The sequence below is a fragment of the Exilibacterium tricleocarpae genome, assembly GCF_007004655.1.
GTDB classification, from domain to species: Bacteria; Pseudomonadota; Gammaproteobacteria; order Pseudomonadales; family Cellvibrionaceae; genus Exilibacterium; species Exilibacterium tricleocarpae.
The window spans coordinates 172,210-191,674 of sequence record NZ_ML660096.1 but is presented as its reverse complement, the minus strand read 5'-3'; the positions used below and the strand labels follow the sequence as shown (position 1 = coordinate 191,674).

14 protein-coding genes are annotated in these 19,465 nt (G+C 57.3%); 3 read left to right on the top strand and 11 right to left on the bottom strand.

Annotated features, from left to right (window positions below):
• Window position 1 precedes the first annotated feature (1 nt).
• The 10 genes from FKG94_RS16555 to FKG94_RS16510 all read right to left on the bottom strand — a co-directional run bounded on the left by FKG94_RS16555 (window position 2) and on the right by FKG94_RS16510 (window position 14,898).
• A complete protein-coding gene (locus FKG94_RS16555; RefSeq protein ID WP_142905439.1) occupies window positions 2-5,086 on the bottom strand; it encodes a PKD domain-containing protein in 5,085 nt (1,694 codons plus the stop codon).
• A 770-nt stretch (window positions 5,087-5,856) separates the two neighbouring features.
• Window positions 5,857-6,819 (bottom strand): AgmX/PglI C-terminal domain-containing protein, encoded by a 963-nt coding sequence (locus FKG94_RS16550; protein ID WP_142905438.1) that lies wholly within the window; start codon window positions 6,817-6,819, stop codon window positions 5,857-5,859.
• Window position 6,820: 1 nt separating this feature from the next.
• Entirely contained in the window at window positions 6,821-7,402 is a 582-nt protein-coding gene (locus FKG94_RS16545) for an ExbD/TolR family protein (RefSeq protein WP_142905437.1), read from the bottom strand.
• Between the two features lies 1 nt (window position 7,403).
• Window positions 7,404-7,907, bottom strand: coding sequence for an ExbD/TolR family protein (locus FKG94_RS16540; protein ID WP_142905436.1), 504 nt, complete (start codon window positions 7,905-7,907; stop codon window positions 7,404-7,406).
• Window positions 7,908-7,910: 3 nt separating this feature from the next.
• Window positions 7,911-8,618, bottom strand: a complete 708-nt coding sequence (locus tag FKG94_RS16535; RefSeq protein ID WP_142905435.1) for a MotA/TolQ/ExbB proton channel family protein — start codon at window positions 8,616-8,618, stop codon at window positions 7,911-7,913.
• Window positions 8,619-8,631: 13 nt separating this feature from the next.
• Entirely contained in the window at window positions 8,632-8,934 is a 303-nt protein-coding gene (locus tag FKG94_RS16530; RefSeq protein ID WP_246125210.1) for a hypothetical protein, read from the bottom strand.
• 9 nt (window positions 8,935-8,943) lie between these two features.
• On the bottom strand, window positions 8,944-9,723 hold the full coding sequence (locus tag FKG94_RS16525) for a tetratricopeptide repeat protein (protein ID WP_246125208.1): 780 nt from the start codon (window positions 9,721-9,723) through the stop codon (window positions 8,944-8,946).
• Window positions 9,710-12,568, bottom strand: coding sequence for a tetratricopeptide repeat protein (locus FKG94_RS16520; protein WP_142905433.1), 2,859 nt, complete (start codon window positions 12,566-12,568; stop codon window positions 9,710-9,712). The genes FKG94_RS16525 and FKG94_RS16520 overlap by 14 nt, the downstream gene beginning before the upstream one ends.
• A gap of 2 nt (window positions 12,569-12,570) precedes the next feature.
• Window positions 12,571-14,298, bottom strand: a complete 1,728-nt coding sequence (locus FKG94_RS16515; RefSeq protein ID WP_142905432.1) for a tetratricopeptide repeat protein — start codon at window positions 14,296-14,298, stop codon at window positions 12,571-12,573.
• A 6-nt stretch (window positions 14,299-14,304) separates the two neighbouring features.
• A complete protein-coding gene (locus FKG94_RS16510) occupies window positions 14,305-14,898 on the bottom strand; it encodes an AraC family transcriptional regulator (protein WP_142905431.1) in 594 nt (197 codons plus the stop codon).
• Between the two features lie 594 nt (window positions 14,899-15,492).
• On the opposite strand from FKG94_RS16510, the gene FKG94_RS16505 reads away from it, so the two are divergent.
• The 3 genes from FKG94_RS16505 (at window position 15,493) to FKG94_RS16495 (ending at window position 17,607) form a co-directional block, all read left to right on the top strand.
• On the top strand, window positions 15,493-16,158 hold the full coding sequence (locus FKG94_RS16505; RefSeq protein WP_142905430.1) for an outer membrane beta-barrel domain-containing protein: 666 nt from the start codon (window positions 15,493-15,495) through the stop codon (window positions 16,156-16,158).
• Window positions 16,159-16,243: 85 nt separating this feature from the next.
• Window positions 16,244-17,011 carry an SH3 domain-containing protein gene (locus FKG94_RS16500; protein ID WP_142905429.1) on the top strand — a complete coding sequence of 256 codons (768 nt, stop codon included), beginning with the start codon at window positions 16,244-16,246 and terminating at the stop codon, window positions 17,009-17,011.
• The gene (locus FKG94_RS16495) at window positions 16,981-17,607 is read left to right on the top strand and encodes an outer membrane beta-barrel domain-containing protein (protein WP_142905428.1); all 627 of its coding nucleotides are present in this window, start codon (window positions 16,981-16,983) and stop codon (window positions 17,605-17,607) included. The genes FKG94_RS16500 and FKG94_RS16495 overlap by 31 nt, the downstream gene beginning before the upstream one ends.
• Before the next feature lie 166 nt (window positions 17,608-17,773).
• On the opposite strand, the gene FKG94_RS16490 is transcribed toward FKG94_RS16495, so the two are convergent.
• Entirely contained in the window at window positions 17,774-19,222 is a 1,449-nt protein-coding gene (locus tag FKG94_RS16490; protein WP_142905427.1) for a DUF945 family protein, read from the bottom strand.
• Window positions 19,223-19,465 lie beyond the last annotated feature (243 nt).

Here is a 19,465-nt window from a genome sequence, read left to right as displayed (position 1 = left end):
GTTACTGCTCGTCGGTGGGCACGCACTCGAGGTCCATATTAGTCTGGAAAGCAAACTCCGATTTGGTGGTGTGGCGCTCGGCAAAGAACAGGTCGAACGAGTAGCGTTTGCCTTTTTCCAATCCGAGGCTGTTGGCGACCTGGTCGATTCTCACTGTCCTGGTCAGGGCCGAGTGCACGCCGCCGATATCGATAACGCGCTTGCCGTTGATAAACAACCACAGGTCGTCATCGCCGACGAAGGTAAACACTTCACCGCCTTTGTAGTCGAACACCAGATGGGTTTCCAACGTAAAGTGGTAGTTGTGATCCGGTGTAGTGAGTCCGGTGTTGCCCCAGCCCTCGCCATCGATCGGGAAGAAGTCGTCGTTGCTGTACGACCAGACGGTGGAATCCGGCTGTCGCGAAATGGTCAACGTCTTCGGTATGTTGATGTTCACCCCGGGTACGTCCCGGTACCATTGATCGAAGTTTCTCCTGCCGGTGGTGGTCGGCGTGGAACCGTTGCGTTTCGAGTAGACCGGCAGGCCGTCGCTGCCCAGGGTCGACTTGACAATGCCATAGTCTTCACCGATGCGGTATTCGAAGTCCGGGTGCGACCGTTTGAAATCCCTGATGGTTATCGGCAGCGTACGCTTGGTCTCATGGGATATCTCACAGGTCGTGGGTTCCTCGGTCGCCGTAATCGCGACTGTGTCGGGACGGCTGTCGAGCAGGCCGTCATTGACGATCAACTGGGCGACGTAGGTACCTTCACGATCGGCAGTGAAGTCCGGTTGCGCACTTTCCGCGTTTTGCAGGTCCGCCGTACTGCCCTGTGGTTTGCGAATGAGACTCCAGCGATAACTCAGGTTGCTGCCGTCCGGATCGTAGCTATCGGAGCCGTCCAGGGTTACCTTTCTACCGACATCAACGCCGCGGTCGTCACCGGCTTTGGCCACCGGGCGCAGGTTTTCACTGGTCAGCCGCACCGTGTCGGGGGCACTGTCGACGCTGCCATCGTTGACGATTAACTGGGCCACGTACTCGCCGTAGACATCGATGTCCAGCGTAGGTGTCACACTGCTGGTGTCAGACAGCTGGCTCTGGCTCGAGGCGGGCTTGCGCAGTAAGCTCCAGCGGTAGGTCAGTGGATCGTTGTCAGCGTCGAAGCTGCCGCTGCCGTCGAGATTGGCCACGCTGCCGTTGTTGACAATCTGATCCGGGCCGGCGCTGGCCACCGGTGCAGTATTTTCTGCCGCGTGCACCAGCACGATATCCGGATTGCTGTCGACGTAACCGTCGTTGACAATCAGCTGCACCTCGTACATGCCCGCGGCATCCAGGGTAAAACGCGGTTTGACCGCGGTGGTATCGTCGAGGGCGGCCTGACTGGTTATCGGCTGCGACAACAGGCTCCAGCGATAGGTAAGCGGGTCGCCATCGACATCAGTACTGCCGGAACCGTCCAACACAATCTCTTCACCCACGTTGCCCTTCTGGTCGGGACCGGCATTGGCCACCGGTTTGGTGTTGCTGTGATTCAGGGTGACGGTGTCGGGTTCGCTGAACGCCTTGCCGTCGTACACCACCAGTTGCACCACGTAGGTCTCCGGGCCGGTGAGCTTGATGCTCGGAGCCACAGCGGTGGTGTCCGACAGCGATGCGGTCGGGTTGGCCGGGCTGACAATCTCCCACGCATAAGTCAGAGCGTCGCCGTCCGGATCGGTGCTGCCGGAACCGTCCAGAACCAGAGTCTGGTCGATCTCGAAATGCTGATCCGGCCCGGCATTGGCCACCGGTTTGTTATTGGGTGCCTCGGCTGTGAGGGTCACCGTGTCCGGTGCGCTGTTGACCTGACCGTCGTTGACGATCAGCTGCACGGTATAGGCACCGGCCACATCAGCTTCGAGCTGCGGGTTCACCGCAGTGGGATCGGACAGAACCGCCTGGCTGTCGTCTGGCTGGGTCAACAGCGTCCACGCGTAAGTGAGCGGGTCGCCGTCCGCGTCGCGGCTGGCGGAACCATCCAGCACGAACACATCACCAAGGGGACCGGTCTGGTCCGGGCCGGCATTGGCCACCGGACGGTTCTGCAATTGGTTGACAGTAATGCTGACGCTGTCCATCTCGCTGTCGTCGGTGCCGTCGTTAACGACCAATTGCACCGTGTAAATACCTTCCTCGCCGGCGGTAAAGCTCGGGTTGACCTTGTCGGCATCGGTCAGCATTACGCTGCTGCCGTTGGGCTGTGAGGCGAGTACCCAGCGATAGGTGAGCGGGTCGCCGTCGGCGTCGCTGCTGCGCGAGCCGTCCAGGGACACGCGATCACCTACGTTTACCGTCTGGTCAACACCGGCGTTGGCCACCGGTTTGGTATTGGGGTCGGTCACGGTAATGGCCACGGTATCCGGTGCGCTGTCGAGGCTGCCGTCATTGACGATCAGGCGCGCGGTATATACACCGGGCTGGGTCGGCGTGAAACTCGGTTGTGCGCTGTTGGCATTGGCCAGGGTGCCGCCGCCGGGCTGTGACACCAGCGCCCAGCGGTAGGTCAAGGCATCGCCGTCGGGATCGCGGCTGCCGGTGCCGTCGAGCATCACCAACTCGTTGATGCGCACCTGCCGGTTGGCGCCGGCATTGGCAATCGGTGCGCTGTTGGCGGGATTGAGCGTTACCGTTGCGGTGTCGGCATCGCTGTCGAGGCGGCCGTCGTTGACGATCAACTGCACGATATAACTACCCGCCTGGTCGGAAGTCAGGCTCGGGGTGACGGCGCCGGCGTTGTTCAGCATCGCATTGGCGCCCGCCGGTGCGCTGATCAGGGTCCAGCGATAGGACAGGCTGTCGCCGTCGGGATCGCGGCTGCCACTGCCGTTAAGTGCCACCGGCGTGCCCACCAGACCGGCGACATCCGGGCCGGCATTGGCGATGGGTTTGCTGTTGTTCGGCGCCACACCCACGGTGATGTTAACGGTATCGGCGGCGCTGTCATAGACGCCGTCGTTGACGATCAACTCGACAATGTAGACTCCCTGGCGGTCGGGTGTGAACTGCGGCATGGCCGCGGCGGCGTCGTTCAGCGCGGCGCTACTGCCGGCGGGCCGGCTGATGACCGACCAGCGGTAGGTGAGCGGGTCGCCGTCGGGGTCGCTACTGGCCGAGCCGTTCAGAGCGACGGTCGCGCCTAGCAGGACGCGCTGGTCGGGACCGGCATTGGCCACCGGTTTGCCATTGTTGGCCTGCACCACGGTGAGCGTCACGCTGTCAGGCGCGCTGTCCAGTTCGCCGTCATTCACCACCAACTGCAGGGTGTAGACGCCGACTTGATCCGGCAGCAGTGACGGGTTGGCGACGTTGGCGTTGCTCAGTGCCACGGTGCTGTTGTCGGGCTGGGCGGTAAGCGACCAGTAGTAGGTGATGGGATCGCCGTCGGGATCGCTGCTGTTGGAGCCGTCAAAGGTAAAGCTCTGGCCCAGCAGACCGCTGCGATCGGGACCGGCCAGCGCCAGCGGCGCGTTGTTGTCGAAACTGCACTTGATGCGGGTGGCATCTTCGTTATCGACGAAGTTGGGATCGAAAGGTGTCAGGCTCAGGTCATCGCCGGTGTGGGGTTGGGCCATAGCCAGGTCGCTGAAGACGGTGTCTTGTTTGGCTTGCACCAGGGGTGAGCGGGTATCGCTGGCGGGGTCGAACACCCACAGGCCGTATTTTACGTCCAACTCGCCGTCGGTGTTTTGCGCGTTGCAGAAAGAACTTACACCGCCGTCCTGCAGGGTGCAGTTGGCCCAGCTTATCATCAGCCGGGAAGTGCCGTCGCGATAGGGCCAGAAAGCGCTGAACCAACCGTTGTCGGACAGTTGGCCGGGGTACAGATCGACTTCTTTGCTGGTCAATGCCCGGGCGGACAACTGCGTAAACACGGTGCCCTGGCTGGCGTTGTGAGTGGGCTGCAATTCCAGCAGCGCACCGCCCGATACCGGGTTGTACTGGTGCCGTACCAGACTGAACAGGTTGCCGTTTTCGGCCTGGAATATGCGATCGATGGCGAGGAAGGCCTCTTCCGAGGAAACCGCAGTCACCGTGTTGTACAGTTGCTCCAGCGACTCCTTGTCTTCGCCGATGGTCAGCAGCTTATAGTGGTTGGTGACGGCGACCAGGCCGGTGGGTGTCGACTTCGACAGGCGGCAGGTGGTGTTGGAATCCCAGCGGTCGGGGCTGCCGAGGCCATTGGGGTAGGTTTCGGGCGGCCCGAAAATATCGCCGCTGCCACCCTTGGCGCCGGCCGGGCAGTTGGTTACCGGTTGAAAGCTGCGCTCCCAGCGCACAAATGCAACGCGGCCGTCTTTCAGCGTACCGGGTTTGATATCGTGGTTGTAGCGACCGTAAGTGAGCTGGATCAGGTTCTCGCCGTCGATGCTCATCGAGTGCAACAGCGACGGGTTTTCCACCGGATCGATTTTGCGGCACAGAGTGCCGACCAGTTCGATATTTTCGCGCGGCCGGGCCGGGTTGCCGGCGTCGCGGTCGGAGGAAAAGATAATGTCGCCGTCCCAGGTGATGGTCGGGTTGGTGTCCTGTCCGGCGTTGGCAAAGGCGTCGTCCTCAATCACCCGCCGGAGCCGCTTGCTCTCGAAGTTGTAGAGAAAAATATTCCAGGTGGAATCAGTGGGGTGGGACTCGGCGCCGCGGGCGGCAAACACCAGTTGCTTACCATCCGGCGAGACGTTCAGGTCTTTCACGTCGTAGACGCCGGTGCCGAAGTAGGTTGACAGAATATCTTCGTTGACGGCTTCGGGGTCCAGGCCCGAACGCACCAGGAGCTTGGCCCCCGGATTAAAATCGTAGGGCGACATCAGCTCCAGCGGTGTCTGCCCGGCGTCGGAAAACTTGGCGTCGAACAAGGTTTGTGTTTTCTGTGCCGTGTCCGTTATACTCCGCTGGACGAATGCGAAAGGCGTCTCATTTTTTAACGCGCTTTTGTCGCCATCGTCACCCGCATCGGGTGACGATTCGCCGGAGCAGCCCCAAAGTGCCAATGGAATCAGCACGCAAGCTAGAAGGGTTCGGGTTTTCATGGGTAAGGCTTTCACTGGTGAGGCGTTCATAAATACTCCGCCGTTTTTGTTCTAACAAGAACGCCATGGTGACACCCGCCTTGTAAAAAGTACGGTAGTGTTTCACAGATTCAATGCGGTTGGCCGCAATGGACAGTCAGTTTTTGGCGGCCGAAAAACGGCTGCGATAGCTGTGGGTTAGGGCGACGTGTTGCGGATTTTAAAGTGTGATCTGGTCCACGGCCGGCGTCTTCATTGGCGCACTTTTGCAGCAGGGATGGCGCTGATATAGAGCAGTAACTCGGGCGACATTTGCGAGTTTTCCGCTAACTGCTTAGTTGCCCACAGTCCTATCCGGTTACGGCGGCCTGATTTGAATAGCGCTGACTTAAGTTGTTACGAAGCGAGGTCGGTACAGTGTGGGGTCAGGCCCGAATGGTACTCGCTTGAGGGGCCTACTTTTGGTGATATTTGAAGAGGGCTCGCACAATTTATCGACTCTCACTCCCTCTTTACCGCTATTGATTAAAAATACCGAGGGTAGGTCTGCCTCAGGCTGGGGCTTTCGATTCTAAGGGGGCGGAGTGCTTGAATTTTGACCAGGCCTTTCCTGGTCAAAATTCAAGCACTCCGACCCCTTAGAATCAATTAGCACGCCCTCGCTAAGTGCCAGAAGTGGGTATCCACAGCGAGTGCCATTCTGCTCTGCCTTCTGCCGGAGGGTTTCACCCAACCAGCCATTCAAGCCGTCAACCGCAACCTACCTCATTACCTGAATTCACAAATAGGCTGGCCGGTCCGGCATATCGGCAATACCCGTGCTAACTCGGAAAAAAGACAAACTTATACTCCACCGAGGTTGCTACAACATCGGCAGGGCCAAAGTTTATCTTCGCGATCCGGCCCAGTATTTTGCGCTCCAGTTCGGGCATGCTCAGTTCGCTGGAGACCAGGGCCAGGTCGGTGACATGGCCGTCGGACTGGATAATGAGCTTGAAAATAAATTTGCCGTGTAGCTCCGGATAGTCGCTGAGAGCCTCGTTGTACAGGGTATACACCGCACCTTTTTTCGCCTCGAAGATACGGCGAATGCTCTCCATATCGCGCTGCCCGGCCTTAAAGGTGCCGTGGGACTGCACGCCGGTGGACGCGCCGGCCAAACCGGCGGCGCCCTCGACATTCGTGGTCTCGTGAGACGCCAGGCGCACCGCTGAACTCTTCATGGTGGCATCGTCGATGTCGTTGCCAAAGCTGGCCTCGGTTGCACGATTTTCTCCCAATATATTGCGATTGACCGTCGCCACTACGCCCTGGCCTTTATTGGTAACCTTCTTCTTTTTCATGCCGGCCACATTGAGGGCGCCGCGCAGTGCATTGAGCTCCGCCGATACCTGCGACAGGCCGGTCGACTCGCGCAGCGCGGTGCGGGTATCGACCGGCTTACTGGCCGGCTTGCTGGCGACCCGCTCCTGAGTCGGCTTGGGTTTGGTCGCCTTGGGTTTGGGCTTGGGCTTCGGTTGCACTTTCGGTTTGGGTTTTGGCTTCGGTGGCGGTGGCGGCGGTGCCTCGATCGGCTCCAGCACCACCTTGGTTTTGATGATCTCCCGCTCCGGCGGCACATACTCGGCTTCAAAAACCGGTAAAAAGGGCACGATGATGAAAATCAGCAGCAGCGCGATAAACGTGTTTTTGGTCCACCGCTTAAAGGCCTGCTCCTGTCGCTCATCCGGGCTCCACGGCAGCGCCAGATCCGGCGATAGAGGTTGTATGGCTATGGCTGACATCTTACCTATCTCCCAGGCTTCCCGCGCCGCTTTTGGACAGGGACACCAATGGTTCGGCGTTCGCCGGCTGTGCTGCGATCTGTCTGGCAACGACGCGATTCACGGCCAGCGATATATCTCGAAAATTCTCTGTGCTGCAGGTCTTCATCACTCGTTCAAGCAGTGAGAAGGGCACTGACTTGTCGCCCATGATGGTAACGGCAAGGCCGTTGACCTTTTCGTAGTTGGTCGGTTCCCCCCGTTTGGCGATGTAGGACTGCAGCGCCTCGGCGAGCGGTTCGATGGATTTACTGTCTGTGCCAATATCGGCCACCGTGACGACCAACTCGTCGTTGAGCCACACTTCCTCCGCGTCGATCACGATGGTCGCCTCCACGTGGGGAACCGATGCTGAACTGGAGTCGGGCAGGCTGACGAACTTGGCGTTTTGCAGCCGGTCGGCGTCGCCCGTATTCAGCAGCAGGAAAAAAACCAGGATGGTGAAAATATCCATCAATGCCACCAGGTTGAGTTTGGGGGCAAACTTGGGCTTTTTGACCTCGGTGGCGCTTAGTACGGGTGTATTTATGCTGTTAGGAATCATGTCATTTAACACTCGCGTCAGCTAGAGAGACCTCGGGAAACAGCTCGACTTCCACCACACTCGCTGCCACTACGGCCTGGTAGGACTTCACGGCGTCCATGGCAAATACGAGGCTCTGGTAGTCGACATCTTTTTCCGACAGCAGCAACAGGTCCCGTTTGTCGCCCAGTTGGTTTTTAACTTCCTGCAGCACCAGCGAGAGCTGCTCGAAATCGTACGCCTGGCCCTCGCCGGCGTCGCGCAGCGGGATATCGCTGATCTGGACGTTGCTCGGGTAGAAGACCTTGATACCCTCAGTGGACAACAACACCTCTAGTTTCGGCGGGTTTTCCTCGGCACTGGATTCACTCTGGGTCAAGTCCGGCAACTTGATTTCGTGCACGGTGATTTGGGTAAAGGTCATGGTGATTAACATGACCGGCACCAGCACAATCATCAGGTTCATAAACGGCGTGACGTCGAGTTCGGCTTCTTCGTCGCTGTTCTTTCTAAACTTGGTGTTCATGGATCAACCATTGTTATCCGTTTGCGCTTCGCTCGGCACCGCTTGCTCCGCCGGAGCGCCGGCACCGGCGTAAATCTGCCGATTGTAGGTCATGATGTTCAGGAACTTCACGGCCGCCATTTCGATACTGCTGACGATCCGGGAGGTCTTGTTTTGCAGCAGGGCGTGGAACACCAGCAGGGGAATTGCTGCCATCAGGCCGAAGGCAGTGGTGTTCATCGCCACCGATATCGATTGCGACAACAGCGTCGATTTCTCGGCGGGGTCGGCACTGGCCACCGCGGTGAAGGCGCCGATCAAACCGATAATGGTGCCGAGCAGGCCCAGCAGGGTGGCGATATTGGCCAGCACCGACAGGTAGTTGGTGCGGGTTTCAAGGCGCGGCATGGTTTCAAGCATACCCTCGTGCATGGAGTGCTCGATATCGGCGCGGTGTTTGGTGACTTTCATCATGTCCAGACCACAACCGATCACCCGGGTGATCGGCGCGCCGCTTTCGCGGGTGTACAGCTGCATTTTCTCCATATCGGTGGTGCGCAACAGCGGCAGAAAGCTGTCGAACGCCTTGACGTTACGTATTTTTTCCCGCGACAGGAACAACCAGCGCTCGATGCTGATCAGTAAGCCCAGCACGAACACAATCGAGATGGGATAGATAAACATCCCTCCCTCTTGAAAAAACTTGACGATGGAGCTGTATGATCCGTCCATTTTTACCACCTCATTATTTATCTTCAGCCAATGTTAAGCCCGATTCGAGATTCATCTCGTCGTACATACCGGTTGCCCGGAGCAGCACTTGCCGGTCTACCAAGTTCAGTGTTTTGTCGTACTTTGAATCGATATTCCACAGCAACTTGTCCGGTGTGCCTATCTCTTTCCAGGGAATGAAATAGCTCACCGAGGGTTGCTCCTTGTCGCCGATAAAGTTGGACTCCAGTTTGATCAGCGGCTCTTCCTGCGCCTGGACCGGCAGGTGCAAACCCGCCGCCGCGCTCACTGTCACCAGAATTGTTGCAATACGCATAGTCATCCCCTATATCCGGCTCGAGGTTGTGGAGACGGCCTGGGTGACGCCCGCCTCTAATTCGATGGCCTGGCCGGTGCGCTGCTGCAGCTCCGCCAGCCACTGCGCCCGCGCCTTGTCCCTGCCGCCGGTCAGGAACTGGTAGGATTCCATATGGCGCTGGGCCGGCAGCGGTTTGTTCAGGTAGATGTCGTACAGCACCGCCAGGTTGAGATGCGCCTCGGGAAAGTCCGGCCATACCGACAGCGCCTTGGCGTAGGTGTTTTGGGCCGGGACGAAGTTGCCGCGCAGCCGCTGGGTCTTGGCCAGTTTGAGATAGGCATTGACGTTGACTTCGTTGACCTCGATCGCCTTGGCGTAGTGACCTATCGCTTCATCGAGTTGCTGTTGTTGGACGGCGATATCGCCAAGCATTACCCAGGGGCCGGACAGATCGGTGTCGGCTTTGGTCAGGGCCTCCAGCAGTTGCTTCGATCGAGCCAGGTCGCCCACCTGCAAGGCCTGGCGTGCCTGTACGAATTGCTGCACGTGTTTCGTGGAAATTCTGCCCTTCAGTGCGGTGTAGGGATTCGGCGCCGGTTGGTAGGGCAGCAGTTGACCGGTCTCCTCGTCGGTGCTGCGCTGCGGGATATAGCCGGTGGTGTCCAGCAGTCGCGCCGCTTTGGCGTCGTCCAGCGCCAGCTCGACCTGGGGTGTTTTGACATTTGACAGACAACCGCTCAGTCCGATACACGCCACCAGGCCCACCGGTAACAGTACTTTTTCTATGACATTCTCAACGAATTTCATCACCATAGCTCACTTGCAGTTCTTGTTTATCGAATCTTGCCGGGGCCAGCACGCGCATTGCGGCAAAGCTTTTGTCGATCCACTGGTCGAACTCGCCGTCCCACGCGCGCTGCAGGTTGCCGATATGCAGGTCGACCGCCAACTGATCCAGCGGCATGGCCTGCTCTTCGATAACCTCGGTGTAGATCTGTCGCTCTTCCGCCGACAGGCCCTTCGGACGCGGCGCGTTGCGCAGTGCGAACGCCAGTTGCTGGTACAGCTGCGCAGTTTTGTAGCTCGACATGGTCACGAATTCGAACAGGCCGTAGTCCGCCGCCTGCTCGTAGCGCGCCACGGCGTTTTTCAGCGCCTCGTTCTTCTTCGCCAGGCTTTTGGCCAGGGCCCGGGTCAGCTTTTTGCGGCGAAACTCGGTGGCGAAGTGGTCGCCGTACTTGATATTGGCCCAGGCGCCGAGCCAGCGGCTTCTGTCGGTGCGCTGCTTGCCGCCGGTTCGATCGCCGTCGATGATTCTGCGCAGCCAAAACAGTTGCTTGGCGGGATCGCCGGTGGTTTCGTAGAGGTTCGCCAGGCGATAACGCGCTTCCATCCGCACGTCGAAGGGCTGCTCATAAGCCCGCGCATATTGCTTGAACAGCTCTATCGAGATGTCATAGCTTTTGTTTTTCTCGTACATCTCCGCGGCAAGGAACAGGGCGTTGCGGCGCACTTCGGGGTCTTTGTCTTTTTTGCTCAGGGCCAGGTAGGTATCGCCGGCGGATTTCCAGGATTGGCGCTTCTCGTAGGCCAGCGCCAGCTTGCGGGGAAATTCGAAGGCCAGTTCGTGCTGCGGGTATTGGCCTGCCAGTTGCCGCAACTCGTCGACCGCCCGATCCCACTGCTCGGTGGCCAGCAGCAGGGTCGCGGCGTTGTACTGGGCGGCCACGCGCACCTTGGAGCCCGGGGTCAGCGCCTTGATTTTCAACAGCTCGGTAATGGCCTGGTCTTTGTCGTCAGCGGCCACCAGTGTTTCGGAATTCCTGTAGATGGCATTGGCCAAACGTTCGGAAACCTGCTTGTATTCTTCCGACTGTTTACCGATCAGGTTGCGCTGGCGGGTGTAGTTGACTTCCGCCAACTGGAACTGCTCCAACTTGTAGTAGGAGTGGGCAACAATACCGTAGGCGGTCTTTTTGAGTTCGCGGTCGAGATCGGGATTGTTGTCGATCAGTTTCTGCGATACGTCTACCGCGCGCTGGTACTGCTCCAGGCCAAACAGATATTCGGCCGCATTGGTGAGCACTGAGGGGGAGCGTTTGTCCGTGTGGAACACCTCGGCAAAGCGCAGCATGCTCTCCACCGCTTTGGCCTGCCAGCTCTTGCGGTTTTCGCTCTGGTCTTGTTGTTGTAGACCCAGGCCGTCGATATGGTCCTGGTAGGAGGCGATAGCGGCGTAGCCGGCGCGGGCTCGGTACTGGGCATCCTTGAAGTCGTCCAGTTGATAGGCAACCCGCTCGAATTCCTCGATGGCCTGGGGGTGCTGGCCGGCCGACAGATAGGCCTCGGCTTTCAGGAACGTCATTTCGGGAACGCGGGCGTCGCGCGGGAAGGTGGCGATATACTGGCTGTAGAAGTGCGCCGCCCGCTGGAACGAGGTGACGAAGTCCGCTTTCATGGCGGCCAGTTTTTTATCCGACATCTTGCGGTTTTTCTGCTGGCTGGTCTTTTCGTACAGCTTCAGGGTGACCTGGGCCTTGCCGTGGTAGTGCTCGGCCAACTCGTCAAAGTAGATTTTCAGGGCTTTTTTAACGCGGTCAGGTACGCCGTTATTGACCGAGGCGTAGTTGGAGTCGATGCCGTAGTAGTCGACGTAAACCTCTTTTTCCTTCAGCGCCTGCAGGGGGAATCCGCCTTTGACGTAGGTTTCGATCAGCTTGCCGTGCATATCCGGCGCCTGGGCGGAAAAGTTGTAGCGCTGTACGTAGTGGCGAAAGGTTTCCGCCGAATCCTCGAAGCGTTCTTTTTCCAGAAAGTAGTCACCGAGGTCGTCGTATATGCGCCAGAGATAGGGTTTGCCCTGCAGTGAGGCGATTTTTTCAAGCGCTTGGGCGCCGCCGTTTTTCGCCAGACCCAGACTCATGGAGTGGATGGTGTCGTTGACCAGTGAGGCCTGGGCGTTGTCCAGCTCCGCGGGCGCCTCGGCAGTGCCGTCGAGCAACTGATTCAGAACCAGTGCAAAGGCATTGAGACTGGCGGTGAAGTTCAGTTGTTTGTAGTAGGTCCAGCCCAACATATAGTGCGCGTAAGTATGCAACTTGGGGTCTGGCATGCGCGCTACGGTGAGATACTCTTTTTGCGCCTTGCGATAGGCCTGCTGGTTGAAATAGATATCACCCATACGGAAGTGGGCCTCGGCGTTGTTTTTATAGTTCGGGTGCCGGGTGGTCAGTTGTAACAGCATCTCCAACGCCTTGTCCTGGTGGCCGTCCAGTTCGTAGGCCCGCGCCAACTGGTAGAGCACATCGGCGTTGTCGGGGGAGTTGGGGTATTTTTTCAGGATATCGTGATAGCCTTTAATGGCCTCGACATAGTAGCTCTTGGTTTCCTGCTGCGCGACCTGCTTGCGGCCGCCTTCAATCATATAGACATCGGCGATACGCCGTTCAATCTGCTCTTTGACTTCCTCATCTTTGAACAGCCCCAGCAGTTCCTGGTATTCCTCCCGCACCTCCTGGTGGCTCAGCCGCTCGAACTCGATCTGCTTTTCCTTTTCAGGTTTGTATTGCAGATCGCCCAGGGTGCGGGTGTCGCCGAAGCTGCAGGCGTAGAGGGTCAGGGTCAGGCTGCTCAGTACGATCGACCGTTTCATGACTACTGCTCCTCGCCCGGTGCCTTGTTCGACCTGGCTTTATCCAGCGTCATCAAGGTGGTGTCGTAGAGGCGGGCTTTGGCCAGCCGCGACTGGGCCAGGTAGTACTGCATTCGTTCTTCGTGACGGTCCAATTCCGAATTCACCAGGTTGCGCATAACGGGTTCCAGGGTTTCGATATACTTTTTGGTTTCTTTCAACTTGTTTTTAATATGCCGGTGGTTGCCGGCGACCATGGTTTTGTAGCTGGCGGGCTGCTGGTAGGGCCGCTTGATCTTTTTTAGTTGTTCGACGCGACTGTTCAACTGGGTCAGTTCGCTCTCGATAGAGTCGATCAGGGCTGTGAGTTTTTCCTGATCGTCCTCTTCGAGCGTCAGGGAGAACAGCTTTAAGTCGGATTTTTGATTTTGCAGGGCGGTTTTGAGTTTGTCTCTTTGCGCTATCAGGGCCTGTTGATCGTCGTAAAGACGTTTTCTCGAGGCGTTATCCAGAATCAACCGATGTTCGGTGGATTGCAAGTCCCAGTACTGTAGATTCTTTTGTATGGTGTAGAGATCAGACAGTTCTTTCAGCGTCTCGGAAAAGGCGTGGCTGGCGGTCAGATCGATAACAAACGGCGTCAGCTTCTGGTAGTCCACCGTCGGCTCTATGGCATACCAGTCGGACTGGCCGACGATGACGTCGAAGTTGGAAATGAATTCTTTCGGTACGTCTTGCAGCCCGATGATCCGCCGCGCCTCGGTCACGGCCGCCAGTCCCTCGTCAAAGGCCTCGATGGCCAGCAGGTTGCTTTTCAGCGCCTTGCGGGGCGAGCCTTCCTGTTCGTAGAGGTGGGCCAGGAGTACCTTGGCCTCCTGGACTTCGGGAATCGCAATGGATCTGTCGTTGAGGATCTGCAGGGCCGCGATGGCATCGTTGAACTGTTTGAGCTTAATGGCGGTCCAGGCATAAGTCAGTAGTCCCCGGTTGGAGTAAAGTCCGGTGGTGCGGATGCTCTGCAGGTGGGACCAGGCGGCCGGCAGATTGCCTTGCTTGAGCGCGAGCTGAGAGAGACCGTGGCGGGCGCGGTCGCCGAGGTTGGCCAGTTCCGGGCTGGAATTGGAAAGGCCGGCGACTCGCTCCAGGTTGATAACCGCATCCTCGCCGTTGCCTACCTGTAGCTGGCTGATGGCATAGTTGAACAGCACGTACGCATAGTGGGGATTGTTTTTCGGTAGTGTGCTGAGGATTTTCTCCGTACCGGGAAGGTGCTCGCCGCTGTTTTTGATCAGGGTGGCCAGGTAGTGGTACTCAGTATGCAGCTCTTTGGGAATCTCGCCGCTTATTTTCTGCAGCGCCTCGTAGGCTTTCGTGATATCCGACTTGTGGTAGAGCAGGTTGGCGAGGTAATACCAGGCCGCGTTGCGCACCGGGGTGTCGGTGTTTTCGTTCAGCAGCGATTGAAAGATATCGTGGGAGTCATCGGGAATGCCGTAGGACAGCAGCATCCCCCCCTGCAGCAGGCGCCCCGATTTGCTGTGTGCCAGCGGGTTGTCGATGGCGTGGGCGTACTCGTATTCGATCAGCGCTGAAAAGTAGTCCTGCTGGTAGTAGTCGAACAGCACATTGCCCCACTCGAGATCCGCGCGGGAGCTGACGTTGTACTCGAAGGTATTGGCGACTGCACTGATACAGATGGGCAACGGCAGGAGCAGGCCCGCAATGCGTCGTAATGTGAGAATACTTATCATCTGCTGTTACCATTGCTTCAGGCGAACCACAGGTTCCTGTGCCGCGCCGTCATCGCCGATTGCCAGTTCCAGGTATTCCCCGGCGGGCCCCTTTTCAAACTCCAGCGTTTCGGCGAGTTTGTAGGCGCGGCCGTTGGGGCCGAGTCCGGTAAAGAATGCTGTTGCCGTATGACGCCCTTCGTTAAGGCTGGTGACATACAGTTTTTGAATGCCGCCGCGAGCCAGCGCCTGACGCTGGCTTTCGGAGTAGATGTGCGTGGCGACCAATTTGCCATCGAGCTTTAACTTGACGCTCTCGAGGGTAAAGAAGAGTCCGGAACTCAGCGATACGAAAACCGAGTACTTGGTGTTGGAGGGAAACAGCAACTTTTCCTCCATCACCCGCAGCTCTTTATTCAGGGTGACGACATCGCCTTTCAGTGTCTGCAGCCCGCTGGATATGCCTTTGAGCGTCGACAGCGCCCGCTCTTCAACCACTCCGCCGACCGGACCGGCGCTGCTTTCTTTAGCTGCTCCCCGGGCGGGCGTGGAGAGACCCGATAGCGTCAAGGCGGTGGACAGCAAAGCCGTGCAAAGTAATAAAGCAGTCTTTTCTCGCATAGTGTGACAGCATCAACTAATGAAAACTTTTATTGATTCGTCCGGACAACGCCTCTGTTTTGGTGTCGAATGAGCGTTCCGGTCTGTATTCGCGGCTGCTGACTTTGCCTGTCTGTTCTCTTTCCCGTAGATAAGTGCAGATTCTGAGTCGAGGAAACAGCGACATCTATTTCCTCTTGGTCTCTATGCCCTTCTGCACGCCACTTGTGGAGTCAACCACATCCCTTGAAATGCAAGCCGTAAGGATCTTATAACACATGCGTTCTAGGCCAATAGTTGTATTGACGAAAAAAACAATGTTCGTCACATAACCGGCGGCACCGGCCGCGAAAATTCGGAACTTTGTCACAGGACCTGGTTTTTTTTATGGAGGCCCCTATTTAACGGCGATAGAGTTAGCCCGGCTTTAACCCTTGGGTCACGGCATTTTCTGGAACGCCAGGTAATATCGGAAACGGTTTTTTAGAACTTGTCGATGTTATTGAAGTCCTGCTGAAAGTCTCAAAAGGAATTTGAAAAAAGTCTCAAAAATCCGTAGCGGACACTGTCCTGTAACCTGCCGCAGTCGGCGATCTGTGGAATAAGAGAGTAATCATGGTAAGAAATATGTTGAGAGTCTTGAAGATACTGCCGGCGTTGCTGGTGGGAACAGGGAGCCTGCTATCCGGTCCCGTGTATGGGCAAGACACGCAGGACAACAGCTCGACTGTCACGATCATACAGCCGGACAAGGAAGTAAAAAAAGCGGAGTTTGCTGAAATCGATACGGAACGCTTTGAACTGGGTGTGTTTGGGGGCACTCTGTCGGTCGAGGATTTCGGCAACAGTCCGGTAATGGGTTTTACGGTCGGCTATCACATCAATCCGCGTTTTATGGCGCAAGTTGGCTACGGACAGTCCGATGTCGGTCGCGCGGCCTTCGAGGAGGCCCTGGGCGCCGATTTCCTGAGCGAAAGTGATAAGGAGTTTACCTACACTTCGGCTTCACTGGGTTATCGGCTGTTTTACGGTCGTTCGTTTTTCGGTGCGAGAAACAAGTTTAATTCCAGGCTGTACCTGATAGCCGGTGTGGAGGATGTAGAGTTTGCCGGTGAGAGCAATACGGGAATTGTATTGGGGACTACCTATAAAATTATTGTTACCGACTGGCTAACCTGGAATATCGACCTGCGCAATCACATCTTTGACAGAGAGTTTTTAGCAGACGAGAAGACCACACAGAATGTCGAATTTGGGGTCGGCTTCACTGTGTTCTTTTGAACGGAGCACGACGGTAGTTGACGGAAACTGTAGTTAGCAGAAACGATAGTTGGCAGAAACATTGGACTCAATAGGTAACACTGTTATGCGGTTTATGAAAATGACCGGCGCATTGCTCGCCGCCTGGGCCTGCCAGATCGATCTGGTGGCCGCCGGGGCACCGGACCAGTCGCCATTGCAACTGGAGGTGATTGACCCTTTTGTCGAGATGCACACCGGACCGGGCAGAGGTTATCCGGTTTTCTATACGGTGGAGCAGGGTGAAACCATTCAGGTTATCACCCGCAGAACCGGCTGGTATGAGATAAGCACGGCCGACGGGCGCAAAGGCTGGGCCCGCGCCGACCAGGTTGCCCGCACGCTGCTACCGACCGGTGAGCCGGTCGATCTGCCGTCGGTGAGTTATGGCGACTATCTCAAAAACAGTTGGCGGGCCGGGTTCAACGCCGGCCAGCTTTCCAGCGACGAGATCAAGGGAATGGACACGTTCAGCTTTACGCTCGGCTATCGGCCGTTGAGTTGGCTGGGCGTGGAAGTGGAGAGCGGCAAGCTCTACGACAATGAAATCAGGGGCGATTACTACAATCTGAATGTGCTGGTGGAGCCTTTTTCTCACTGGAAACTGTCGCCGGCACTGGTAGTGGGTGGTGGCTCGATCGAAATAGAATCGCAACCGGAGCTTACCCCACTGGAGTTCGAAGACGAGAGTTTTTACAGCCTTGGTTTATCCGTCAACTACTACATAGGCCGAAACTTTGTAGTGCGTACAGGGTACCAGAGCTATACCATTTCTGGCGAAGACGACGACGAGAGACTTGACCGATGGAATCTTGGTTTCAACGCATTTTTTTAGTAGCAAAGGGTGCCGCGCTGGCCGGGTTTCTCGGTCAGGGTGCGGCCGTGTTGGCCGATACGGACGGGCAGCCTGCGCCCGGCACCGGGGCCGATCGCATAGATACTGAATACTTTGATGTCGGCGTGTTTACCGGTGTGCTGAATATCGAGGATTTCGGCAGCGAGTGGGTGTTCGGCGTCAATGCCACCTTCAACACGGATGAAAATTTCTTTATGCAGTTGAATTATCTGCAGGCGGATTCCTCGCTGTCGTCGTTTGAAGAAAGTCAGGGGAAAATATTCTCCGGCGACGACAGGACGTTTCGGCACTTTGATTTTCTGGTGGGTTACAATGTGCTGCAGGCCGAGCAGTTTTTTTCCGAAGCTAACGCCATGCTGTCATCGCTCTATGTGGTGGCCGGGATTGGTGATACGGATTTTGGTGGCGAGGGCAGTTTTACCTACACTGTGGGGGTCGGCTACCAGTTGGCTTTGACCCGTGATCTATTGCTGCGGGTCGACTACCGGGATTACATCTATAAGACGAATTTGATCGGGGACGATAAGTTCACCCACAATACCCAGATCACCACTGGTCTCAGTTATTTGTTCTAACCGGCTTAAGCCGGCACGGTGAGGGGTGCTATTAGCACAGGGGAGTGGACCCTCTCGAAGGGGACAGGTAAAACCTGTCCCCGCATCGTGCCGCTGGAAGAGGTGCCACCGAAACCGAAAGAGGCATCCCCGCAAATCGATCTCGGCTCGAACTACGCCGGCAGCCTTATTTGGCGCTGAGTATGGCGCCGATCGGCAGATCGATCGGGTTGCCGTTCAACACGCTCTCGCCTTTGTTGTAGGAAAAGTCAAAGCGGTATTGGCCCTCTTGCTGCACCAGTATGCCCTGTTGACCGAACATCCCCAGCATCATCGGCCCCTGTTGCTGCGCGGCCTCGGCAAGCTGTTCGGGCGTTGTCTCCGGCGGGGCGTTATTGCTCAGTTGCATCTGCGCAAATTGGACGGCAATGCGCTCGGCAAGCGCATTGTCGGCAGCCAGGTTGGCCGACATCACAATATGTTGCAGCCAAAATTCCGGATCGTTGGGGTCGGCCGGCAGCTCGGTGATGCCGTCGAGTTTGATCTGCGCCCGGCCCTTGAACTCGCCTTCGGGCAGGGAGAAACGCAGGTTTTCCAACTTCAGTTCGGGGTTTTCCCGCAACAACAGGAGCAGGTCCTGTTGCATGAAGGTCTGCATCTGTGCCTGTATCTGCTCGACGTCGGTGTTGCCGGTGGAGTCTGCCAGCAGCTTGGTGTAGCGCTTGTTGAATTCGGCACTGTAGTTTTCGACGATGATATCGACGCCGGCATCGGTCACCCGCGTATCGCCGGCGGTGACCCTGGCAGCGGCGTAGCCGAGCTTGATATCGGCCAGGTCGCCGTTGTCGCTGAGGATGGAGTCGATATCCATCACCAGGTTTTGCAGATCGAAAACGGGCTCGTCGCCGGCGGCCTTGATAGAGGCCAGCTTGACGGACCCCTGCATATCGTAAAGGGCGCCGGCCATCAGATCGACCAGGTCACCGTCATACTGCGCGGTAAAATCAACGTCGATAGCGCCCATCTCCATGCCGCCCTCAGGACCGGCCGTGCTCATACCCCGGGAGCTGCCCCGGTATTCGACCTGCCCGCCGCTGAGGGTGCCGCCGGAGGTATAACCGCTAAAGTCGAATTGCGGCGCCCCGGCATCGATTTGCAGTTTTAGCGCCGGAATTTGTTCACTAAAGCGCATATCGCCAAACAGGCCCGCCTGGCCGGCGGCGCTGTACAATGGCAGGGATTCATCCCACTGCACCATACCCTCCAGGCCCTGGGGTTGTACCAGGTCGAGCTGCCAGTTGACCAGACCCAGGGCGAAACCCTCGCGGGTCAACACCGGGCCGTGTTGCATCGTCACCTCGGCATCGAAGCCGAAGGCGACGGGATCGATCTCGGCAGTTGCATCAGCGTCCGGGGCGGCGGCAAGCGCCGGCATATTAAGCTCGAATTGCAAGGTGCCGCCGGACTCGAACCAGCCGCTTCGGTATTCTTTCCAACTCGCCTTGTAAACTGTGTTGCTGTTGAGGGCTTCGACATAGGTATCGACCCGCTCCTTGGCGCTGGCGCCGATAAACTTGGGTCCGATCAGGCCGGCTGCGATCAATAGCAACGCGGCGTAGGCTACAGTTTTCTTCATGGCTCTCTCCCTGCTTGGATTTGTCTGTCATTATTAAAAAGCGGCAATTTACAGTAAAAGGCCGCCGTTCACAGTATAAGGGCAGCCGTTTATATTAAAGGGCAACTGTTTATATTAACGGGCAGCAATCTATCAGGTTGCGGTGACGCCCTGCAAGTCATAGCCGTTACATCCGGTTTTCTATTCCCACAGCCTATGGCATTATCGGGCGCTGAGGCTGCAAACCATAAAAAACACAGGACG